We start from the raw sequence: 23,114 nt of genomic DNA on the forward strand, positions 1-23,114 counted from the left end.
TTTCATTTAGAAAGAAGGGGTACTATGGCGATTAGTGAAGAACAAGTAAAACATGTAGCGAAGTTAGCCAAATTAAAATTTGCCGATGAAGCGCGCGCAGGTTTTACTGATCAATTAGGAAAAATCATTGACATGGTAGAAATGCTGGAGGAAGTAGATACTGAAGGCGTACCATTTACATCAAACGTCGTTGAAACAGTCAACGTCATGCGACAAGACCGGGCACAACTAGGTTGGAGCAGAGATGAATTATTGAAAAACGTACCGGAAAAAGAAGATGGTTTCATTAAGGTACCAGCAATCATCGATAACGGGGAGGCTGGCGCATAATGACAGAATTATACAATCGTTCATTAGAAGAACTACACGACTTATTGGTTTCAAAAGAAATCACTGCACAAGACTTGGTGAAAGCAACCTTTGATCGTATCAAAGAAACAGAACCTGAGATCGATGCGTTTATCACATTGAATGAAGAAAAAGCTCTAGCGCAAGCTAAAGCCTTGGACGAAAAGGGCATCGACGAAAACAATGTTCTTTCAGGTATTCCAATCGGTATCAAAGACAATATCGTAACGAAAGATCTTTTGACGACAGCAGCATCAAAAATCCTTTACAATTTTGAACCGATCTATGATGCGACAGTCATGGAAAAAGTCTACGAAGCAGATATGATTCCTGTTGGTAAATTGAACATGGATGAATTTGCAATGGGCGGAAGTACCGAAACTTCTTATTTCAAAAAAACGAAGAATGCTTGGGATCAAACAAAGGTTCCTGGAGGATCATCTGGTGGTTCAGCGGCAGCTGTTGCGGCAGGACAGATCCCAGTCTCTTTAGGGAGTGATACTGGTGGTAGTATCCGTCAACCAGCAGCTTTCAATGGAATCGTAGGGATGAAGCCAACGTATGGTCGCGTTTCACGTTTCGGCTTGATTGCATTTGCCTCTTCTTTAGACCAAATCGGCCCAATGACTCGTACAGTCAAAGACAATGCATTAGCTTTGACAGCCATCAGTGGCTACGATGAAAAAGATGGTACTTCATCAGGTGTCTCTGTTCCTAACTTTGCAGAGGGATTGACTGGTGACATCAAAGGCATGAAGATCGCTATACCTAAAGAATATTTAGGTGAAGGTGTCGACGAAGGCGTGAAAGAAGCGATTCTTAAAGCCGCTGAAACTTTCCGTTCTTTAGGCGCTACTGTAGAAGAAGTCAGCTTACCTCATTCAAAATATGGTGTGGCTGTTTACTATATCATTGCTTCATCTGAAGCAAGTTCTAACTTGCAACGTTTTGATGGAATCCGTTATGGTTACCGCTCAGAAGATGTGAAGAACTTAGATGATGTCTATGTCAACTCACGTTCTGAAGGTTTCGGAGAAGAAGTAAAACGTCGTATCATGTTAGGGACTTTCTCATTGAGTGCCGGCTATTATGATGCGCATTTCAAAAAAGCAGGACAAGTTCGTACGCTGATCAAGCGTGACTTTGAAAAAGTCTTTGCAGACTATGATTTGATCATTGGGCCATCGTCACCGACTGTGGCATTTGGCCTTGGTGAAAATATCAACGATCCAATCACGATGTACATGAGTGACATCTTGACGATCCCAGTGAACTTGGCAGGACTTCCAGGTATGTCTGTTCCTGCTGGTTTATCTGAAGGACTACCAGTCGGCTTACAGATCATCGGGAATTATTTCGATGAAAAAACGATGTACCAAGCAGCTTATGCGTTTGAGCAAGCAACTGAGTTCCACCGTCAACAACCAGCAATTTTAGGAGGGAAAGCCGAATGAATTTTGAAACAGTCATTGGACTTGAGGTCCACGTTGAATTAAAAACCAACTCAAAAATCTTCTCTCCAGCTCCTGCGCATTTCGGTGCTGAACCAAACAGCAACACCAATGTGATCGACTGGGGATACCCTGGAGTTTTACCAGTAATGAATAAAGCAGCCTTAGAATTTGGGATGCGTGCGGCGTTAGCGTTGAATTGCGAGATTTCAAAAGATACGCATTTTGACCGCAAAAACTATTTCTATCCAGATAATCCAAAAGCGTATCAAATCTCACAATTTGACCAACCAATCGGTCATGATGGTTGGATCGAGATCGAAGTCGAAGGCAAAAAGAAAAAAATCCGTATCGAGCGTGTACATTTAGAAGAAGATGCAGGCAAAAATATGCACGGTATCGGCGGCTATTCTTATGTCGATCTAAACAGACAAGGAACACCGTTGATCGAGATCGTTTCAGAAGCGGATATGCGTTCACCAGAAGAAGCCTATGCTTACTTGGAAGCATTACGTTCAGTGATCCAATTTACTGAAGTCAGTGATGTGAAATTGGAAGAAGGTTCAATGCGTTGTGATGCCAATATTTCTTTACGCCCATATGGCCAAGAAGAATTTGGAACAAAAGCAGAATTGAAAAACTTGAACTCTCTTTCATTTGTCAAAAAAGGGTTAGCATTTGAAGAAAAACGTCAAGCGAAAGTATTGTTATCTGGTGGAGAGATCCAACAAGAAACACGTCGCTTCGATGAAACGACGAACAAAACGATCTTGATGCGTGTCAAAGAAGGGTCAAGTGACTATCGTTACTTCCCAGAACCTGATATCCCAAGATTCGTGATCGATGACGAATGGATCCAACGAGTGAAAGCAAGCTTACCAGAAATGCCAGCTTCTCGACGTGAACGTTACATCCGCGAATTAGGTTTACCAGAGTATGATGCAAAAGTATTGACACTATCAAAAGAAATGTCTGATTTCTTTGAAGCAACATTAGAAAACGGAGCAGACGCCAAACAAGCATCAAACTGGTTGATGGGCGAAGTTTCTGCTTACTTGAACAGTGAAAAACTAGAGCTAGCTGAAACGAAATTAACACCTGAAAACTTAGCTGGCATGATCCGTTTGATTGCAGATGGCACGATCAGTTCTAAAATTGCGAAGAAAGTTTTCCGTGAGTTGATCATGAATGGCGGAGAAGCACAAAGTGTGGTTGAAGCAAACGGTTGGGTCCAATTATCTGATCCAGCGAAATTATTGCCGATCATCAATGAGATCTTAGATAATAACCAACAATCGATTGAAGATTTCAAAAACGGAAAAGACCGTGCAGTCGGTTTCTTAGTCGGACAAATCATGAAAGCAACAAAAGGACAAGCAAACCCAGGTGTGGTCAACAAATTGCTAAATCAAGAATTAGCGAAACGATAGAGGGATGCTATGAAAAAAGCGCGTGTGATCTATAATCCGGTTTCTGGGAAAGAACTGTTAAAACGTAATCTAGCCGACATCCTCCAAGCATTGGAGGAGTCCGGCTATGAAGCGAGTGCTTTTGCAACGACTCCAGAAGAGGATTCGGCAAAAAACGAAGCACGACGAGCGGCTGAGGCAGGTTTTGATCTCGTGGTTGCAGCGGGCGGCGATGGGACGATCAATGAAGTCGTCAATGGAATTGCCCCACTTGAAGTCAGACCAAAAATGGCGATTATTCCAGCTGGAACAACTAATGACTACGCTCGCGCCTTGAAGATCCCACGAGATAATATCAAGGCAGCAGCTGAAGTCATCAAAAAGAACCAAACAGTCAAAATGGATATCGGTCAATCTGACAACAGCTATTTTATCAATATTGCAGCTGGCGGCTATTTGACAGAATTGACTTACGAAGTGCCTTCTGAACTAAAAAGTATTTTTGGTTATCTTGCTTATTTGGCTAAAGGAGCAGAAATGTTGCCGCGCGTCAAACCGATCAAGATGCACTTGAAATACGATGAAGGAGAATACAAAGGCAATGCCTCCATGTTCTTTTTAGGTTTGACGAACTCTGTCGGCGGTTTTGAACAAATTGCCCCAGATGCGAAGTTAGACGATGGGAAATTTTCTTTGATCATCGTCAAGACGGCGAATATTTTTGAAATCCTACACATTGCAGCATTGATGCTCAATGGTGGAAAACACGTAGATGATCCAAGAGTCATCTACACGAAAACAAGTTTCCTTTATGTAGAGACAGAAGACAATGCGAACCGTCCGGTCATGATCAATTTAGATGGTGAATATGGTGGAAACGCACCGATGAACTTCAAAAATCTTCATCAACATATCGAATTTTATGCAAACACCGATCAAATTCCAGATGAGGCAATCACTGGTTCTGAAGAAGAAGAACTAGAAGAAGTCAGCAAAGAATTTGTAAAAGAAGTAGAACGTTTGACGGATGAAGATATCGATGGCGATGGTAAAATCGCAGACGAAGAATAGAACTGAGCAAGATTGGATGACTCTTAGAAGGAAAAAACAAGGATCACTATGATTACTGGCTTTTTCCAATAGACTGAAAAGGGCTGGGAATGAATGGATCTCCCAGCTCTTTCCTTTGTTGATCGAACAAAATTAGAAACCATTCAAGAAGAATAGGAGTAATGAAATGACACAAACAATTAAGAAAAATGAACGGTATACTGTTGATATCATCGATTTAAGTTACGAAGGGTTGGGTGTTGCCAAAATCGACGGTTATCCTTTATTTATTGAAAATGCTTTGCCAGGTGAACAAGTGGAGATCCTCGTTGTAAAAGCAGGAAATAAATTTGGCTACGGTAAAGTGGAAAACTGGTTGACGACCTCACCAGACCGCCAAGACATCACTAGTAACGTTTTATTGCGTACAGGAATCGCTCCTTTAGCCCATTTGAAGTATGATCAACAATTAGCATTTAAACAAAAACAAGTCGAACATGTCCTGACTAAAATCGCAAAAACGCCTGAAGTCCAAGTGCAACCGACGATCGGTATGGCAGAACCAACAGGCTATCGTAATAAAGCTCAGATTCCTGTTCGTCGTGTTGACGGCGAATTAGTAACTGGTTTTTACAAGAAAAATAGTCATGACTTAGTGGAGATTGAAGATTTCTTTATCCAAGATCCACAAATCGACCAAGCGATCATCAAGGTAAGAGAAATCTTGCAACGTTTCCAAGTACGCGGCTACAATGAAGAAAAAAATGAAGGTCAAATCCGTCATATCATCGTTCGTCGCGGGCATTATACGCATCAAATGATGGTCGTTCTAGTCACTCGAAAAGAGAAATTTTTCAAATCGAAAGAAATCGCTAAAGCAATCCATGAAGCTTTACCAGAAGTGGTGTCAGTGATCCAAAATATCAATGAAGAAAAAACAAATGTCATTTTAGGTGAAAAAGAGAAAGTCCTTTTTGGTCAATCGTATATCGAAGATCAGTTACTTGGTAAAACGTATCGTATCTCTTCTAAATCCTTTTACCAAGTCAATACAGTACAAACCGAAGTACTGTATCAAAAAGCAATCGAGTTTGCTGAATTGAAAAAAGATGATGTCGTAATCGATGCGTATTCAGGAATTGGAACGATCGGATTATCTTTAGCAGATCAAGTAGCAAGCGTTTATGGAATGGAAATCGTTCCCGCAGCGATCGAAGATGCCCAGTTCAACGCATTGACAAACAAAATCGAAAATGCCCATTATGAAGTGGGCAAAGCAGAAGCAGTCATGAAGAAATGGCAGGATAAAGGGATCAAACCAACCGTTTTAGTTGTCGATCCTCCAAGAAAAGGGTTAGATGCTCGTTTCATTGATTCAGCAATCGATATGGCGCCTGAACGAATCGTTTATATCTCATGCAATCCAGCAACGTTTGCCAGAGATGTGAAGTTGTTTGCGGAAGACGGCTATAAGTTAGAAAAAGTCCAACCAGTTGATTTATTCCCACAAACACATCATGTGGAATGTGTCGGATTACTACGCAAAGGTTAATTCTTAATGTAAGACGTTTCTTTCAATGGAAACGTCTTTTTCTTATCCATTCAAAGTTTAGAGAGTAAAATAATTGATAAACTCTGATGTTACAAAATAACATGTATCTTTTAAATTTATTCCTGTAAAATATATATTTAATAGTAAAATATCAAATCGACATTTAAAATGTATGATAAAAAATATCATTAATAAACCGCTGATTTACAAGCAAGTAACACAAACAGTTAATGTTAAAAGAGTCTTTACATGTGGAACGTTTGATTTTGAAGACTATAAAAAGATCTTTAAAAGCTTTTGGGGGCCGATCCTGAATCGGTTTGCAGGGCCAAAGTTTGTAACAACTAAAAATAAATGAACTTTCGAATGGATAGGTAGTGAACTTTTATTTATTCTGATCGATGACTATCTTAAAACTTCCAATTGTCTTTAGTGATTCGAGATACTTCTCTCAGTGACTGATTGAATAATAGCGATTCTTTACATCGTTTTCGTAAAGGAAACATAAATTAGGTATTGATAAAAAGCGTTAATAATATACAGTAAGTCAATCGCTGTGTATTTTTAACGCTTTTTATGTGTGCTTTACTAATGTCTCCATAATAAGTGAAGGAGTGAATAGAAAGCTCGTTTTTTTCTATACACTTTTAAATAACATTTTATATTAGAATTTTTACATATTTTTGACTGGATATTCACTTGATGTTTACTGGAAATTGACAAATGATTATTATAATAGATTTGTAACAGAGAAAAATAAACAGCTAAGAGGTGTAAGATGACGTATTTGTTAAAGATGACAAACAAGAAATGGATGATGGTAGCTTTACTTTTTACGATAGGAATCAGCACACTGACTTTTTTTTCTGAAGATGTCGCTTCTGCTTCATCAGAATCAATGGTGGATACAGAAGTGAAATTTTTACTTGAGCCTACGCTCGTTTTAGATGAGGATGGTCAATTATCTTCTTCTTTTTTAGAAACACTTGATTTAACTGTCAATCGCCAACGTCGAATCGATATGCAATTCATGGATACATTGGAGCAAGATTTCAATGATCAAGGGTGGATTCATCGAATCAGACAGCGAAACTGGCAAAATAATTGGCAATTAACCTATAGAAAAAGATTTCCGCTTGCTTGGCCGGTAACGGAAGGAAGTATCCAAGCAGCTTTAAAAACAGCGGAAAATGAAGGATTTACAGAAGAGGACTGGGAATTTGAGATCGATTGGAGCTATGATTCAGCAGTTCTAAGTACATCTTCAACAAAAACGGTCGATTTACCTCTTGGTATACGTCCAGGGGCTTTGCCTGATACATCCCTTGCACGACGTTTGTTGATCGATAACCAACCTGCTTTAGTGCCGGTTATTGATTACAATCAGTTGATCAATCAAACATTGATCCATGGGCCTGTTTATTTTGATCGTTATGAGTTCTCTGTACCAGAGCTTGGCGGAAGCAATGCATTAAGAATCGAAGTTTTACCGATCAAAACAGAAGATGGTCAAGGAATTGAATATATTGTAGAAGCTTCTTTCGTTGGAGAAAATCAAGAACTAGCAACAACAGAAAAACAACGCGATTACTTGTTCGCTCGTCTTTCGACTATGGATGATCTAGTTGTACCAAAGAGTGGTTTAAGGACGTCAACGATCTTACAAAGATATAAACATACACAAAATGTCTGAAACATCGCACATTTAGGGGGAGCAAGAGTGAGGATCACCATAAAAAATTTGAAAAAATCATTTGGTCCAACGGTTGTGACAAATATGGATGAGTTGACCTTTGAAACAGGTAAAATCACTACGATGTTGGGGCCTTCTGGTAGTGGTAAAACGACTCTTCTGCGGATGATCGCAGGTTTAGAGACTCCGGATTCCGGAGAAATCTGGTTCGATGAACAGTGTGTTTTTTCATCAGAAAAAAAAATCAACCTTTCGCCAGATAAACGAGAGTTAGGTTTTGTGTTCCAAGATTTTGCACTATGGCCTCACTTGACAGTATTTGAAAATGTCGCTTTCGGACTACGAGCGCGTAAACAAAAAGACCAGCTAAAAGATCGAGTGATGCAGGCGATAGAGACGGTTCAATTGAGCGGGTTTGAATCAAGATATCCGCATCAATTATCTGGTGGTCAGCAACAGCGTGTGGCGTTTGCCCGAGCGATCGTAGTTGAACCGAATTGTTTACTATTTGATGAACCGATGTCTGCTTTGGATGCGGTACTGCGTAATGAGATGCGGATCGAATTGCGAAATTTGGTAAATCAAATCGGTATTACGGCGATTTTCGTCACCCATGACCAAGTGGATGCGATGAGCATGAGTGATGATGTGATCGTGTTGAATGAAGCGATGTTGCAACAAAAAGGAACACCAGAAGAAATCTATCATTTTCCGGAAAATGAATTCGTCGCGCGATTTATCGGACGTTCTAATTGGCTTGATACGAACCGAATGTTTCGACCTGAGTCAGTCAGTTTAATTCATGATCCGTTGGCTGAAAAGTATCAGGTCGATGTGATCTCAAGTCAGTTTATCGGTCAGGGGTATGAACTCTGTTTAGAAAAGGATCAACAACGCTGGTATGTCGTTTCAAGTCATAAACCGCAATCAACAAGTATAGCTATTTACGTAAAGAAAGAGCATATTTTACAAATACTATAGAAGAATGAGGGAAGAAAACGATGAAAAAATGGTTAGTCGCAGGTGTAGGTATCTTATCGATCATGTTAGCTGGATGTGGTTCAGCAAGTGGTGATACGTCAGAAAATGATTCCAATGCTTCATCAACGAGTGGCACACAAGAGAAAACGGAAGCAACGGATCTGTCGGGTGAAGTGTATGTCTACTTGCCAAGTCCAGCAAATCTTGGCGATCAGCTGGCAGCGGACTTTGAAGAGCAAACAGGAGTTAGAGTCAATGTCTTTCAAGGAACGACTGGGGAAATCTTAGCTCGTCTCGAAGCGGAATCGGCGAATCCGGTAGCAGATGTCATCATGCTCGCTTCATGGAGTGATGGTCTTGGTTTGAAAGCTGATGATGCGTTGATGTCTTACACGCCAGAAGGTGCAGATAACCTTCATGAAGGTTGGGCGGATGAAGACAATATGCTCTTTGGTGCAAGTGGCTCAGCGGTCGGTGTCATTTATAACACGACGTTATTCCCGGAGTTGGATGCAGACTGGGATGAACTAGCTTCTGATAAGTATCAAGATGAATTAGCCTTTCCCGATCCTGAAAGATCTGGCTCTGCTAAAGATTTCTTAGCAGGTTTTATCAATAATAAAGGGGAAGAAGCTGGGTGGCAGACTTGGAAGGATTTAGCTACGAATGGAATGACGATACCAGGTGCCAATGCAGCAGCGCTTGAAGAAGTAACTACTGGTGCAAAAGGCATCCTTGTTGGTGGTGTGGATTGGAATGCTTATGATTCAATCAGTAAAGGAGAAGCTTTAGAAATCTACTATCCTGAAGGTGGAACGATCGTTAATCCACGTCCAGCAATGATCCTCAATTCAAGTCGAAATGTAGACAATGCCAAAGCTTTTATGGATTATCTATTATCTGATCGTGCGCAACAGCTGATCAGCGAAGCCTACTTGATTCCTGGCCGAAGTGATATCACGAGTACACAACGTGAAAACTTAGCCGATATCAATACGCTTGATGTAGATTGGGATTGGATGATGGAGCATTCTTCTGATATCACAAGCGAGTTCTTGTCACTTGTGGAGTCTGCGCAATGAAAATAAACGCTAAAAAATGGACATATGGGGCGGTCGCTCCCATATGTCTTCTCTTATTCATCTTGACGGGAATTCCTATCGGTGTCATTTTCTATCGCGCCTTAGTTTATGAGGGGACACTTGACGTAGGACAAACGATCCAGACTATCATGAATCCGGATAATTTGCAGACGATCACAAATACGTTGTTATTAGGCATTGCGGTCGTGATTTGTTCGACTGTGCTTGCTTTGCCCCTTGCTTTTTTGACAGTTAGGACAAAGATCGCCGAGAAAAAATGGTTAGATATCGTCTTGCTGATCCCATTTATGACGCCACCTTATATCGCATCGATGGGCTGGATCTTATTTACGCAACGACGGGGTCTGTTTCAGCAAATGTTTCCTTTTACCGGTGATTTTTCCGAAAACTTTTTTTCATTCTGGGGAATCGTTCTAACGATGAGTTTTCATCTCTTTCCTTTTATATTGACGATTTTAAAAAATGCGTTATTGAATATTGGGGCTAGCTTGGACGAGAGTGCGGTGATCTTTGGTGGTGGCTTTTTTTATCGGTTACGCCGGGTCACGTTACCCTTGATCACTGGGAACTACGCTATCGGAGCCTTACTAGTCTTTGTAAAAGCTGTTTCGGAGTATGGCACACCAGCAACGATCGGTCAACGTATCGGTTTTTCTGTCTTTGTCACCGCGATCCATCATAACGCGACGATTGCTCCAATCAATTTCAATGCAGCCGCAAGTTTGTCAAGTTTACTGATATTCATCTGTTTTTGTATTTGGTTCTTACAAAATTATGTAACGGCAAAGAAATCTTATAAATTAGTTGGTGGAAAAGGCACGAAACGTGTGGAAAAAAAACTATCCGCGCATCAAAAAATCGCCGCTTGGGGCTATATCATTGCGCTATTAGTTGTCGCAATCGGTATTCCTTATTTTTCAGTCGTGATGACCTCATTGATTCGTTTAAGAGGTCAAGGCATGGTTAGTGGAAACTTTACACTTGCTCACTATAGCCAACTCTTGACTGAGAATCCTCGCGCGGTACAAGCATTCAGGAATAGTTTGTTTTTGGCATTTTTTTCTGCAACGATTGCAGCAGTTTTAGGTACCGCCTGTGCCTCGATCATTTACTTTAGCCAAACCAAATTTCGCAAGGTATTACACGTGATGAGTTTGTTACCAGACATGTTGCCAAGTATCGTCTTTAGTATTGGTATCATGATTTTTTGGAATAGTATTTTCCATATCATTCCGTTGTACAACCATATCGGGATCATGCTATTAGCTTATGTCACACTTTTTCTTCCTTTTTCAGTACAGTACGTAACTTCTTCTTATACACAGATTGCTGATTCATTGATTTGGGCAGGTAGTGTATTTGGCGGTACACCTTTCTATGTTTTTCGACGAATCATTTTTCCTTTACTTTTGCGTGGGATCTTTGTTGGCTGGATGATGACCTTCATCATATCGTTTCGTGAATTAGTCACAGCCAGTATTTTATCTCCGCCAAATACATTGGTGGTTTCCACTTTCATCATGCGGGAGTTTGAACAAGGAAGTGTTTCAGTAGGTATGGCGATGGCTGTCTTGACGGTTCTGTTTACTACAGGTACATTGATCATCATCAATTCATTTTTAAGACGGGAGGAATCATAGGTGAAAGCATTGATTGTTAGTGACAGCCATGGAGCGACAGAAGAGCTGCAATCACTTCGACAAAAATATGAAGGAACTGTCGATGTCATGCTTCATTGTGGCGATTCTGAATTACCAGAAGATCATCTAGCATTACAGGGATTTCAAGTAGTGAACGGCAATCGTGATCTGTATGGTTCGACGTTTCAAGAAGAATATCTAAATGAGATCAAGGGGACAACGATCTATATGGTCCATGGACATTGGCATGGAATCAAATATTCTTTTGAACAAGTGGCAAAACGAGCAAAAGAGCTGAATGCTCAGATCGCTTGTTTCGGTCATTCCCATGTCCGAGAAGCAGCAATGGTTGACGGAGTACTCTGTATCAATCCAGGCAGTTTCCGTTTCCCTAAGCGCTATCCTGAAAAAAGCTATGTGATCTTAACGTGTGAGGAACAAAAAGATATTGTACATTTTTATAATGAAAAGCATAAAGAAATCGATAAGTTTGAAATTTTCAAGTAAAAATGTGTTACAATAGCGAAGTGTTTATCACGATAGCGAAAAAGTGAATAGAGTAAATGAGGGATACAGATGAATTCAAAAGAAAAAATGCTTGAGTTAATCAAGAAAAAGCAAGGTGGCGGCCGAGTGGAAAAAATGGCAGAGCCTAAGAATGATCGTCGCAATATGCGTAAAGGACCAAAAATTTATAACAAGTAATCGCTTTTCATAAAAAGCGATGTGTCCAATAGTTGGAGCCACATGGTCAGCCCATAAGCGTCAAAAGCCGAAAGTAGCTTTTGACGCTTATTTTTTTGCTGAATCGTGTACATTTGATCGTGACTTTCCGTTAGCTTGATCAAAAGAATGAATGATGGAGAGAACGTTCGATCAATTGTTTTTTTAAATGCAACCATTCTTCCTTTGTCGGCACTTGAGCGATTTGGATCAACTCACATGATAATGTACCCTCTAACTCATAATTACTGACGACAAGAGAGGCGTGTAATTCGTTTATTTTTAGTTGCGTAACGGGTTGGTCGATGAGAAAAAGGGCGTTGTACTGTTGCGGTAGCCATTTTTTGATCATCGTGATCAAAAAATTGTCATAGCCAGCATCCCCGTGAAAAGCAAAAATGATTGGTTGTTTCTTTATTTTTTTCGGGTACTGAGTAGAAAATTGGATCATACTTAAAGACAATGAAACTTCTCTTGTATGAGTCAGTGGAACGAGTTCTTGCCAATCCCGCTGAATCAAGCGGTTTTCCCATGAAAGGTGAAGGTTTTGAAAACGTTTATCGACCAAATGATCGATGGATAGAGAGTGCTTCTCAAATTGATCTGTGAGGACTCTTAATAAGTGGAGGTTGGCTAAATAAGCGCTCATCTGCTCGATGCCCTCGTTGTTTGTACCATCAATCAGTGGTTCTTCTGATAGCCTTTGCTTGATCAAGTTTTTCATGTTTGTTTCTTCTTGATAGTGCGTTGCTGTGTGTGCCATTGATTCGTGCCACTTTGGTGAACTGTAGGATATGCAATGGATAACAATCAAATAGACCCATGCAAGTTCATTTGTAGAAAGCTGCTGAATACCAAGAGTCTTTTTTAAAAAGGGCATGATTTTTTTCTCAAATCTTTTGAAGCTTTTTCTAGACTGGATGCTAGTCAATGTTTCTTGAGGGATCTCGCCCTTTTTACGGCGCAACCAGCGTTCTTTTAAGATAGACAACCAGAGCATCGCACGAAAATTACTAATATGTAAGTGAGATTCAAATGCTTGCTGCAATTCAGCAAACATGACTTTATGTGTTTCTGGAGAGAACAAATATGTATGATCCGTAACAATGCTTCGGCGAAAGCACATATAGAAATTAAAAAAGAATAAACGAATATCATTTTCTTTACCGAGCAGATCCCCGTTTTTAGGTGAGAATTGGATTCGGTGATTGATTAATTCAAGATTCATATGGCGGATGATTTTTCGTAAGGCAGAACTTGATAGATGATACTCTAAACGCATGGCTTCAAACGATTGATGAAAGCCACGAAGGCTGCGGTCAATCAGCTTATAAGTGATCGTTTCTCTCGCAAGAAGTAGAAGAAATGTATCCAATGTTTCTCCATCAGGAATCTTTAATTGGTAACCGATCATTTTGATTGAAAGTAATTGAATCGTCGGTGGTAGCTTCGCACGTAACGCTTGAATATCTGTACGGAGAGTAGGGGGCGTACAGCCTATTTCTTGAACTAACTCTGTTATTGAAATAATCTCATTTCTTTTTCTCAAATAAGTAAGAATCTTGATCTGGCGATGCAATTGTTTATTTTCATGTAATTTGAAAAAAGTTTCCATTCGCTGCTCCTCTCGTTTACTTGATTCTCCTTTGATTGTTTTATTTTAGCTTGCTTATTTCTCAAATACAAACCCATTTCCAAATTTTTTTTTCAAAAAAAAAAAATAAAAAATTTTCTCTAGTGAAATAAGTTAAAATTTAGTTGGATGTTTTTTTATCTTTCTAAATTAGAGGAGTTGAATAAGCAATGGACCACAGAAAAATCTTAAAAGTGACCGCTTCGATGTTATTACTCATGAACGCATCCCAACAGAGTATCATTACATTTGCCGATCACTTAGACAGTGGACAAATGACAGAAGAGGTAGCCAGTCCGACGATTGAAGACCAAACAGAGGACGTCACGATGGAAGTAGCAGAAAGTGAAGAGCCGGAAAAACAAGAAAGTGAGAGCCCAGAATCCTCAGCAACGGTTCCGTCAGAAGTGCCGACAGAACCTACGACAGAGGTTACGCAAGAAGTCAAGACTGAGGCAGAGCAAGCAACTGTCGATTCCACGATTGCTCCAGCTGTGGAAGAAGTAACTGCACCTTCAAATGAACCAGTGATCCCAGATCCCAATGCTCGGACGGTTTGCGAAATACAGGGTGTAGAAGATCAAGTTATTTCTGGTGTATTCGGTACTAGTCAATGGCGGATCGACCAGGAAGGCGTTTTGTACATAGATTCAGGAACTTTAGGAGAAACAACGATGGCTGCTCGGGCGCCTTGGTTTTCCAATCGCTCACTGATCAAAAAAATCGTTTTTACAGGACCAGTAGTCGCAAATGCTGAATCATTAGGGTTATTTTTTGACCTGAATCAGCTAACGACGATTGAAAATCTAGGTAATTTAGATACAAGTCAAGTCACGAATATGGATTATTTCTTTGCATGGTGCCGCCAACTGACATCATTAGATCTTACCACTTTCAATACCCAAAATGTTCGCTCCATGAATTACATGTTCAATGGCTTGTCAGCTATGACCTCATTGAATTTGAGCAGTTTCAATACAGCGAACGTCAGTGACATGAGTCATATGTTCTATGGCATGTCTGCATTGACTTCATTGGATCTATCCAGTTTTGATACGTCGAATGTTTCGAACATGAGTTATATGTTTTACGATTGTTCCGCTTTAACATCATTGGATGTGACAGGGTTTCAAACAGCAAACGTGACGAATTTCAGTCATATGTTCCGTGGCTGTTTTGGGTTGAGTCAACTTGATTTATCGAGTTTTGTGACGAGTCAAGCGACCGATATGTCCTTTATGTTCCATGGCTGTTCAGGATTGCAGGCGCTAGATGTGACTCATTTTGATACGAGCAATGTCAGATTGATGCATTATATGTTCCATGGCTGTTCTGGTTTGACAAAACTTGATGTGAGCCGCTTCGATACAACGAACGTCACTTCGATGTATTATATGTTCTTTGGTTGTTCGGGTCTGACTGAATTAGATGTTTCGAACTTTTCAACAAGTAATGTGACCACGATGAGTTTTATGTTTGCAGAATGTATCAATTTGCGTTCGATCGATGTCAGCCGATTCGACACAGATAGCCTACGCTTCATGCGAGGCATGTTCAGAAACTGTCAAAATATCACAGAGCTTGATCTTTCGTACTTTAAAACGGGCAGAGTTCAATTGCAACAAGAGATGTTTGCTGGAACTTCATCTTTAGCCAAGCTTTCATTAGGAATCCAGTTCTATTCATTGAATGAGACAAATATTCCGGAGCTTTTAGCAACAGATGAACATACTGGCTATTGGCAAAATGTGGGAGCAGGTACTGAAGATATCCCGCTTGGTAACCATGTATTAAGTTCCTCTTCATTGATGGCGACTTATCAAAACAGTATGGCAGATACCTATGTATGGCAACCACTTGCTGGTGAGTCGATCCGAGCAGTCGATTCAATGATCTATGTTGGCGATAGCTGGGAGCCGATCGACAATTTTGTCTTAGCAACAGATGAAAATGGTGAATCGATCCCATTCGATGAAAGTATGGTCAGTGGTGAGGTCGATACTACGACAGCAGGTGTCTATCCGGTAACTTATACCAATGGTTCTGCTAGTCAAGAGATCAATGTCACTGTCGAAGAAAGTCAAGAATCTCTTCAAGTTGTCGATTCAACGATCATCATTGGCGACACTTGGGCGCCAAGTGATAATTTTGTTTCTGCAACGGATAAAACTGGGGCTTCTGTTCCGTTTGATGTGAGTATGGTCAGTGGTGAAGTCGATACGACACAGGTAGGCGAATACAAAATCACCTATACACATGGGGCAATCAGTCATGAAATCACAGTGACAGTCGTTGCGAGTCAAGAAGCAATCAATGCAACTGATTCAAGAATCCATACAGGTGATGTTTGGCATCCTCGTGACAATTTTGTCTCCGCAACGAACAGAGCAGGCGAAACTGTTCCATTTAATGAAAGCATGGTTTCAGGAACCGTTGACACTGGAAGAACAGGAAACTTTGTCATTACATATAGGAATGGCGAAGCATCTCAACGAATCACAGTGACGGTCGTTGAAAATAGAGAAACGATCCAAGCTCAAAACGGTAGTATTTACGTCGGGGATACATGGGACCCAAGTGATCAGTTTGTGTCTGCCACGAATAAAGACGGCGAGATGGTCGCTTTTGATAAAAGCATGGTAACTGGAACCGTTGATACAACAAAAGCAGGTGATTACCCGCTCACTTATACTAATGGTGGAGCGACAGAAGAAGTAGTGGTCGTCGTGAAAGAAAACGGAGAAACGATTGTGACGAAAGATCTTCAGTTATATATCGGAGATACGTGGAAGCCAAGCGATGGTTTCGTCTCGGCAACCAATCGTGCAGGATTTTCAGTCACCTTTGATGAAAGTATGGTATCAGGAACTGTTGATACGAACAAAGAAGGAACTTACACGATCACTTATACTAATGGCTCAGTTTCAGAAACAAGTCAAGTAACAGTGAGCAAACGAGGCGCTGCGGGTGGAAATGGGAACGCAAGCGGAGAAAATCAGGAAAAGAAACAAGCTAATTCTACTGCGACACAACAGAAGAAAGCACAAGAAAATACGGCGAAAAACTTACCAAAAACAGGTGAGTTGCAATCGAGCGCCAGCATTCTTGGTTTAGCGATCGTCAGTGGAACAATTGCTGCTTACATCTACAACAAAAAGAAAAAACGTAAAACTTGATTCGATCAATCAAAAAAGCCAACTTCGTTTCGGAATATTCCTAGACGAAGTTGGCTTTTTTCTGCTTAATTATTTTGAAATTGGCTATGGTATAAGCTTGAGTAAAGGGTTGGTTGTTGTAGTAGCTCTTTATGGGTTCCTTTTTCAATGATGTCCCCATTTTGCATAACTAATATCATATCCGCATGTTCGATTGTCGAAAGACGATGAGCGATCACGAAACTTGTACGATTTTTAGTTAAAGCATTCATCGCTTCTTGAATCAAGGCTTCGGTACGTGTATCTACACTCGATGTTGCCTCATCCAAAATGACGACCGCTGGATTAGCTAAAATGACCCGCGCAATCGTCAAAAGCTGTTGTTGTCCTTGTGAGATCGATCCGTTTTCGCTTGAAATAATCGTGTCATATCCTTGAGGCAAGGTGCGGATAAAATGATCACATTGGGCAATCTTAGCTGCCTGGATGATTTCTTCTCTTGTTGCATCTTTCTTGCCGTAAGCGATGTTTTCTGCGACAGTTCCTTCAAATAGCCAAGTATTTTGTAAAACCATCCCGAAAAGATGACGTAGCTCTTGCCTTGGCAGATCAGTGATGTCATGATCGTCGAATAAAATCTGGCCATCATTGATTTCATAAAAACGCATCAAAAGATTGACGAGTGTCGTTTTTCCAGCCCCAGTTGGTCCGACGATCGCAACTGTTTGTTTTGGTTTCACGGAGAAGTTAACATCTTTCATCAATGGTTTTTCTGGTGTATACCCAAAACGGACATGTTTGAATTCGATTGCTCCTTGTGGATGAGTGATTGGACTTTCTAAAGCACGATCGATTGCTTCTTCAGGTTCATCCATGATTTCAAAAATCCGCTCGATCGAAGCCATCGCGGATTGGACCGAATTGATGACATAAGAAGCTGTAGAAATTGGTTCAGAAATCTGATTGATATATTGTAAGTAGGCTTGCAGGAAACCAATCGTGATGCCACCAGTTAAGACAGATGAAGCACCAATGATCGCACTAACGATGAAAGCCAATTGATTGATCAAACGAATCGCTGGATAGATCGCAAAATTCATAAATTGTGCTTTTTTGAATGCTTGGGATTGTTTTTCATTTACTTTTTTGACTTCTTCAATCGCTAATACTTGCTGATTAAAGGCTTTGATCACTAGATTACCAGTCAAATATTCTTCCGTTTTATTATTAAGTTCGCCCAATTCTTCTTGGTTGTTATCAGATATTTTTTTATTCTTATTGGCAAATTTTGTCGTGACGATCGCGCTAGTGACAATCAAAACCAGGACAAGAAAAGTCAATTTTATGTCGATATAAAACAGCATGATACCAGCTAAAAGGATCGTCACTAGGGAAGTGAAAAATTGATTGATCCCTGTTAACAATACTTGTGACAGTTGATTCAAGCCGGTTGTTGTCCGACTAATGATATCGCCTACTTGATGTCGATCATAAAAAGCCATCGGTAAGGCTTTGAATTTTTTGGTGACTTCTTTACGCACTCGTAGTGTAACACGCTCACTCAATGAAGCCATTGCCCATTCTTGGATAAAGGAAGTAGCACTACTCAGCAAAGAAAAAAGGACCAACAGGATGACAGGTAAAAGTAATGTTTCTTTCACATCTGTTGCAGTCATGTGGTTCAAACCAACTGCTTTGATACGTGCTAAAAGTTGATCGATCCCGATACCCATGATCAAAGGCATCGCAACGACGAGTGTGTTACCGATCAAGCTGCAAAGTAGTGAACCATAGAAGATTTTATGTTCGGGTTGGATCATTTTCCAGAAACGTTTTAAGCTTTGTTTTTTTACAGTTGTTTTAGTCATTTCCATCAAATCCCTCCTTCAAAATACCTTGTGATTTCGCAAATTCTTGGTATGATCGATTGGTTTTCAATAATTCTTCATGCGTTCCTTGTCCGACGATTCGACCTTGGTCTAAAACAATAATATTGTCAGCATTCATGATAGTACTCAGTCTTTGCGCAACAATGATCAGGGTTTTATCCGCCATTTCTTGATGCAAAGCGCGACGTAATTTGGCATCTGTCCGATAATCCAGGGCAGAAAAACTATCATCAAAGACATAGATTTCCGCTGGTTTGACTAAAGCTCTAGCGATACACATTCTTTGTTTTTGTCCGCCAGAGTAATTATCGCCTCCTTGGGCAACAAAGCTATTCAACTTGTCAGGCAGATTTTCTAAGACTTCATCCAATTGTGCAACACGGACGGCTTTCGCCAGTTCTTCATCGGTAGCATTTTTGTTGCCCATCAGTAGATTGCTTAAAATCGTTCCACTAAATAAGAAAGCTTTTTGCGGAACATAGCTGATATAACTTCGGAGTGTGTCTTGATTCATCTTTGTGATCGGTGTACCTGCTAATTTGATTTGTCCGCTTGATACATCGTTTAGACGTAACAACAATTTCGCAATCGTACTTTTTCCTGAGCCAGTACCACCAACGATTGCTGTCGTCTTTCCTTTTGGTACGACAAAATCAATGTCTTCTAACACAGGATCAGCTGTTTCGTTATAACGAAACGTAACATTTTCAAAAGATAAAAAAGCTTCATCTGTTGGATCAAAAGTCAATTTTTCTTGTTTGTCGGGATCTTTGATCTCAATGTCAGCATGTAAGACTTCTTCGATCCGTTTGAGACATGACATGGATTTTGGCACGATGACAAGCACCATGGCAGCAATCATCAAATAGGCAAGTGTTAACATCGAATATTCCACAATAGCTGTCACTGTCCCGATTTGTAAGGTGCCGTTAGCCACCAAGCCTCCACCAAACCATAGAATCGAGGCATAAACGATACCCATCAATAAAAAGGCGATTGGTGTGACCCATGCAAAGATTCGATTGACGCGGATCATTTGTTGCGCATAATTTTTAAATGTTTGATTTGTTCTGTTTTCTTCATAGTCTTGATTGTTGAAGGCACGGATCATATTCACGCCAGTAAAAAATTCCCGTAACGTCGTTGTGATACGATCCATTTTTGGTTGGATACTCAAAGATAAAGGTGTTCCTTTTTTCATCAAAAAAAAGATGACTACCGCATAGACGAAGATCGAACCTAGTGTGATCACTGTCAATTTGACTGAATGCTCCAACATCATCAAGATCGTAAAAAGTGAAATGATTGGTGCTGGGATGATCATCTGGCAGAACATGACGATCATTTGTTGTACGTTGTCGACGTCATTGGTCATTCTTGTCAAGAGTGATCCGGTGTTGAAATGATCGACATCTTTCATCGATAATTGCTGGAATTTATCAAAAAAAGTTGCTCTTGTTTGATAGCCAAATCTTGCAGCTAGCAACGCAGAATAGTAACTTGAAGCAACAGCGGCAAAAGAACCGAGTAAGGCAACAAGTAACATTTGTAGCCCGATTTGTTGGATTTGCCTCACTTCACCACTAGCAACCCCATGGTCAATGAGATCAGCGACTAACTTTGGTACGCCTAGTGTTCCTAGAAGTTGTAAACAAATAAATAAGAGAGTAAGTAAAGCAATCCCTTTATTGTTTTTGATAGATGTTTTTAACAAGTTCATGATGTTTTCCTCCTTTTTCCCGACAAATACGAATTCTACACCTTAAAGCTACTTGAAGGTCAAGAGGAAAAAGCATACACTGATCATTGAGGTGAAGTGTATGAAAAAACTCTATTCAATTGGCGAAGTCTCCGAGTTGCTGAATATACCAAGATCAACGATTCGCTACTGGGATGCAGAAGGGTTGATCCACGCTGCAAGACAAGAAGAAAATGGCTATCGGATGTTTGATATTGACGCGATTTTTAAGGTCTATGACATCAATTTTTATCGAAATCTTGACATTCCAATCAAGCAAATGAAAAATCTTTATAGTAAATCCTTGAATGAGCTATTTGAGACTTTAGCTGAAACGGAAGAGCGATTAAATGACGAGCGAAAAATCTTAGAGCAAAAACATAAGGAAGTATTATCAAGAAAAAACCAGTTAAAGGAAATGATCGATAGTGAACCAGACGAATTTCCAGAAGAAGAGATTCCTTTTCAAAAAATTGTTGTGGCAGCTTCTGATGACATTCTCTATTCAAAGGAATATCTAAAAAATTATTCAAGTTTTGTGATTTATTTTCCAGAAAATAGCCAGAACAGTATTTATGGATTCTGTACGGACGAACACACGAAAGAACTCCCAGGATCACAGACGATCTGGCAAAATGATCTTGAAAAAAAATACGTACGCTTTTTATTGAAAGTGCAAGTGAATAACACAAAAAACAATAATTTATCTGAAGTAAAAGAAAGCTTGCTTGAGCAAGGCTATCGATCGGGACAGACGATTGGTCAATACTTATTGACCCACACGACAAAAGAAAATCTTTCCTTTGAATATTACCGAGCATGGATCGATGTGAGTGAAGACGAGGGGAATTAGTTGACATTGTTAGTGAATCATGGGATATTATTGAACAATATCAAAGCGTAGAAGAGAAGAGTAACTAATGGGCGAAGGATCAAGAGACTCCGGACGGTGAAAAAGGAGACCAGAAACCTTAGTGAAGATGAACTTGGAGCTTGTTTTACTCAAATTCAGTAGAACCGGATTGCGACCGTTAACTCGCCGGATATCAATTGGTATCGTTGAGGCATTATTTGTGAAAATAATGTAAATAAGGGTGGTAACGCGAAGCATTCGTCCCTTTTGTCAAAAATTGGCAAAGGGGATGAGTGCTTTTTTAGTTGCATCCGTTTATCTGCTACTGCGCAAAAATAAGGAGGAATTTTTTTATGACTAATCGAACAACATCCCCATTTCGCTATGATATCGTTGGTAGTTTTTTACGCCCCGATCAATTGAAACAAGCACGAAAGGCATATAGCGAATCGCTTATCTCAGCTGCCGAACTGAAAGAGGTAGAAGATCAGGCAATCATCGATTTGATCAAAAAACAAGAAACGGCTGGATTACATGCGGTGACAGATGGTGAATTTCGTCGAAGCTGGTGGCATTTAGACTTTTTCTTTGGCTTACAAGGAATCGAGTTTTTTGTACCTGAGCGGGGGTATCAATTTCATGGAGAAGAGACACGTCCAGGAACAGTGACCGTCACAGAAAAAATCAGCGGAGGGCATCATCCGTTTGTGGAGCATTTTCGATTTACCCGTGCGCATACAAGTGAAGGAATCGAAGTAAAGCAAACGATACCAGCTCCAGCTCAATTATTAGTCGAACTGTTACGTCCTGATATCCTACCACTTGTTCGTGCCATCTATCCAGAAAACGATGAACTTTTTCAAGATATCGTTACCGCTTATCGGCAAGTGATCGCTGACTTATATGAAGCAGGTGCCAGAACGATCCAATTGGATGATTGTACTTGGGGCGTATTAGTAGCACCTTTGCCAGAAGGGTTTTTAGCAGAGAGTGATAAAGAGGAAAGCGAGATTCGTAAAGATTTGGCGCAGACCTATTTACAAATCAATAATGCAGTTCTTGAAAATCAACCAAAGGATCTGATTTTGAATACTCATGTCTGTCGTGGAAATTATCACTCTACTTGGGCAGCAGCAGGCGGATACGAAGCGGTTGCTGAGCCATTATTTACGGACGAAAACGTACATGCCTATTATTTAGAATATGATAACGATCGTTCTGGCGGATTTGAACCACTTGCTAAAGTGAGTGAAGGAAAACTCGTTGTTTTAGGGTTAGTTACCTCAAAATCCGGTGAACTTGAAGACCGCCAAAAAATCATTGAGCGGATCTATGAAGCCACTCGCTATATCCCTTTGGATCGACTATGTTTAAGTCCACAGTGCGGCTTTGCATCAACTGAAGAAGGCAACATCTTGACTGAAGAAGCACAGTGGGAGAAAATCGCCTTGATCAAGAGTATTGCAGAAGAAGTCTGGAATTAAAAGATAGTTGAAGTTTAAATAACTAAGTATATTTTTATGATATAAAAACAGAGAAGACACGAGCGAATCGATGATTGATTCGTGGTGGCTTCTCTTTTAGTTGGTTTCTCAACTTCCGCCTTAATGCTTGGAGCTAAACGGCTTTCTCACGACCTCTGGTAAACGGTGTTCAATGAGCTGACCTTCAACACTAAGCTAAAAAATCGAAAAATATGAGGAGCTATTTTCCGATTTTCTATCTTACTGCTCAGGTCAGAACGCTCATTTCACGACCTCTAGTAAACGGTGTTCAAGGCGCAACACTTCGGACATAAGACAAAAAATAAAAAATGAAAAAGCCATTTTCTATTTTTCTTACTTATGCCTCTGTGCTGATCGCGCCTTTCACGACCTCTAATAAACGGTGTTCGAA

Annotated in this window: 17 protein-coding genes and 1 other annotated feature; of the genes, 14 read left to right on the plus strand and 3 right to left on the minus strand. The window is 40.2% G+C overall.

Translation table 11 applies throughout. The features are described from left to right. Positions 1 to 24 precede the first annotated feature (24 nt). From gatC to JZO83_RS14470, 11 genes are all read left to right on the plus strand, one after another. Positions 25 to 330, plus strand: a complete 306-nt coding sequence (gene gatC / locus JZO83_RS06635; protein WP_207115315.1) for an Asp-tRNA(Asn)/Glu-tRNA(Gln) amidotransferase subunit GatC — start codon at positions 25 to 27, stop codon at positions 328 to 330. Further along, complete coding sequence (gene gatA / locus JZO83_RS06640) at positions 330 to 1,802, plus strand: Asp-tRNA(Asn)/Glu-tRNA(Gln) amidotransferase subunit GatA (protein WP_206856072.1); 1,473 nt, start codon at positions 330 to 332, stop codon at positions 1,800 to 1,802. The genes gatC and gatA overlap by 1 nt, the downstream gene beginning before the upstream one ends. Continuing rightward, complete coding sequence (gatB, locus tag JZO83_RS06645; RefSeq protein ID WP_206856073.1) at positions 1,799 to 3,229, plus strand: Asp-tRNA(Asn)/Glu-tRNA(Gln) amidotransferase subunit GatB; 1,431 nt, start codon at positions 1,799 to 1,801, stop codon at positions 3,227 to 3,229. The genes gatA and gatB overlap by 4 nt, the downstream gene beginning before the upstream one ends. 9 nt (positions 3,230 to 3,238) lie before the next feature. Then, positions 3,239 to 4,279 (plus strand): diacylglycerol kinase, encoded by a 1,041-nt coding sequence (locus JZO83_RS06650; RefSeq protein ID WP_206856076.1) that lies wholly within the window; start codon positions 3,239 to 3,241, stop codon positions 4,277 to 4,279. A gap of 166 nt (positions 4,280 to 4,445) precedes the next feature. After that, positions 4,446 to 5,810: a 23S rRNA (uracil(1939)-C(5))-methyltransferase RlmD gene (gene rlmD, locus JZO83_RS06655; protein WP_207115316.1), complete on the plus strand. Its 1,365-nt coding sequence runs from the start codon at positions 4,446 to 4,448 to the stop codon at positions 5,808 to 5,810. Positions 5,811 to 6,588: 778 nt separating this feature from the next. Next, a complete protein-coding gene (locus JZO83_RS06660; RefSeq protein ID WP_207115317.1) occupies positions 6,589 to 7,503 on the plus strand; it encodes a hypothetical protein in 915 nt (304 codons plus the stop codon). A 27-nt stretch (positions 7,504 to 7,530) separates the two neighbouring features. Further along, positions 7,531 to 8,484, plus strand: coding sequence for an ABC transporter ATP-binding protein (locus tag JZO83_RS06665; protein WP_207115318.1), 954 nt, complete (start codon positions 7,531 to 7,533; stop codon positions 8,482 to 8,484). A 20-nt stretch (positions 8,485 to 8,504) separates the two neighbouring features. Next, positions 8,505 to 9,566, plus strand: coding sequence for an extracellular solute-binding protein (locus JZO83_RS06670; RefSeq protein ID WP_207115319.1), 1,062 nt, complete (start codon positions 8,505 to 8,507; stop codon positions 9,564 to 9,566). Beyond that, positions 9,563 to 11,227: an iron ABC transporter permease gene (locus JZO83_RS06675; protein WP_207115320.1), complete on the plus strand. Its 1,665-nt coding sequence runs from the start codon at positions 9,563 to 9,565 to the stop codon at positions 11,225 to 11,227. The genes JZO83_RS06670 and JZO83_RS06675 overlap by 4 nt, the downstream gene beginning before the upstream one ends. Continuing rightward, a complete protein-coding gene (locus JZO83_RS06680; RefSeq protein WP_207115321.1) occupies positions 11,228 to 11,734 on the plus strand; it encodes a metallophosphoesterase in 507 nt (168 codons plus the stop codon). 69 nt (positions 11,735 to 11,803) lie between these two features. Continuing rightward, positions 11,804 to 11,932 carry a hypothetical protein gene (locus JZO83_RS14470; protein ID WP_277989376.1) on the plus strand — a complete coding sequence of 43 codons (129 nt, stop codon included), beginning with the start codon at positions 11,804 to 11,806 and terminating at the stop codon, positions 11,930 to 11,932. Between the two features lie 139 nt (positions 11,933 to 12,071). On the opposite strand, the gene JZO83_RS06685 is transcribed toward JZO83_RS14470, so the two are convergent. Next, complete coding sequence (locus JZO83_RS06685; protein WP_207115322.1) at positions 12,072 to 13,565, minus strand: helix-turn-helix domain-containing protein; 1,494 nt, start codon at positions 13,563 to 13,565, stop codon at positions 12,072 to 12,074. A gap of 188 nt (positions 13,566 to 13,753) precedes the next feature. Here JZO83_RS06685 and JZO83_RS06690 point away from each other — a divergent pair, with 188 nt between their 5' ends. Next, positions 13,754 to 16,759, plus strand: a complete 3,006-nt coding sequence (locus JZO83_RS06690; protein WP_207115323.1) for a bacterial Ig-like domain-containing protein — start codon at positions 13,754 to 13,756, stop codon at positions 16,757 to 16,759. Between the two features lie 65 nt (positions 16,760 to 16,824). On the opposite strand, the gene JZO83_RS06695 is transcribed toward JZO83_RS06690, so the two are convergent. Both JZO83_RS06695 and JZO83_RS06700 read right to left on the minus strand, forming a co-directional pair. Beyond that, complete coding sequence (locus tag JZO83_RS06695) at positions 16,825 to 18,612, minus strand: ABC transporter ATP-binding protein (RefSeq protein ID WP_207115324.1); 1,788 nt, start codon at positions 18,610 to 18,612, stop codon at positions 16,825 to 16,827. Continuing rightward, positions 18,599 to 20,347 (minus strand): ABC transporter ATP-binding protein, encoded by a 1,749-nt coding sequence (locus JZO83_RS06700; RefSeq protein WP_207115325.1) that lies wholly within the window; start codon positions 20,345 to 20,347, stop codon positions 18,599 to 18,601. The genes JZO83_RS06695 and JZO83_RS06700 overlap by 14 nt, the downstream gene beginning before the upstream one ends. 100 nt (positions 20,348 to 20,447) lie before the next feature. Here JZO83_RS06700 and JZO83_RS06705 point away from each other — a divergent pair, with 100 nt between their 5' ends. Together JZO83_RS06705 and JZO83_RS06710 are read left to right on the plus strand one after the other, a co-directional pair. Continuing rightward, a complete protein-coding gene (locus tag JZO83_RS06705; RefSeq protein ID WP_207115326.1) occupies positions 20,448 to 21,218 on the plus strand; it encodes a MerR family transcriptional regulator in 771 nt (256 codons plus the stop codon). A gap of 39 nt (positions 21,219 to 21,257) precedes the next feature. Further along, positions 21,258 to 21,487 (plus strand) — a binding site (T-box leader). An 84-nt stretch (positions 21,488 to 21,571) separates the two neighbouring features. Next, positions 21,572 to 22,702, plus strand: coding sequence for a 5-methyltetrahydropteroyltriglutamate--homocysteine S-methyltransferase (locus JZO83_RS06710; protein WP_207115327.1), 1,131 nt, complete (start codon positions 21,572 to 21,574; stop codon positions 22,700 to 22,702). The last annotated feature ends 412 nt before the right edge of the window (positions 22,703 to 23,114 follow it).

Origin of the sequence: Enterococcus sp. DIV1298c (assembly GCF_017316315.1) — a bacterium.
GTDB lineage: Bacteria > Bacillota > Bacilli > Lactobacillales > Enterococcaceae > Enterococcus_B > Enterococcus_B mangumiae.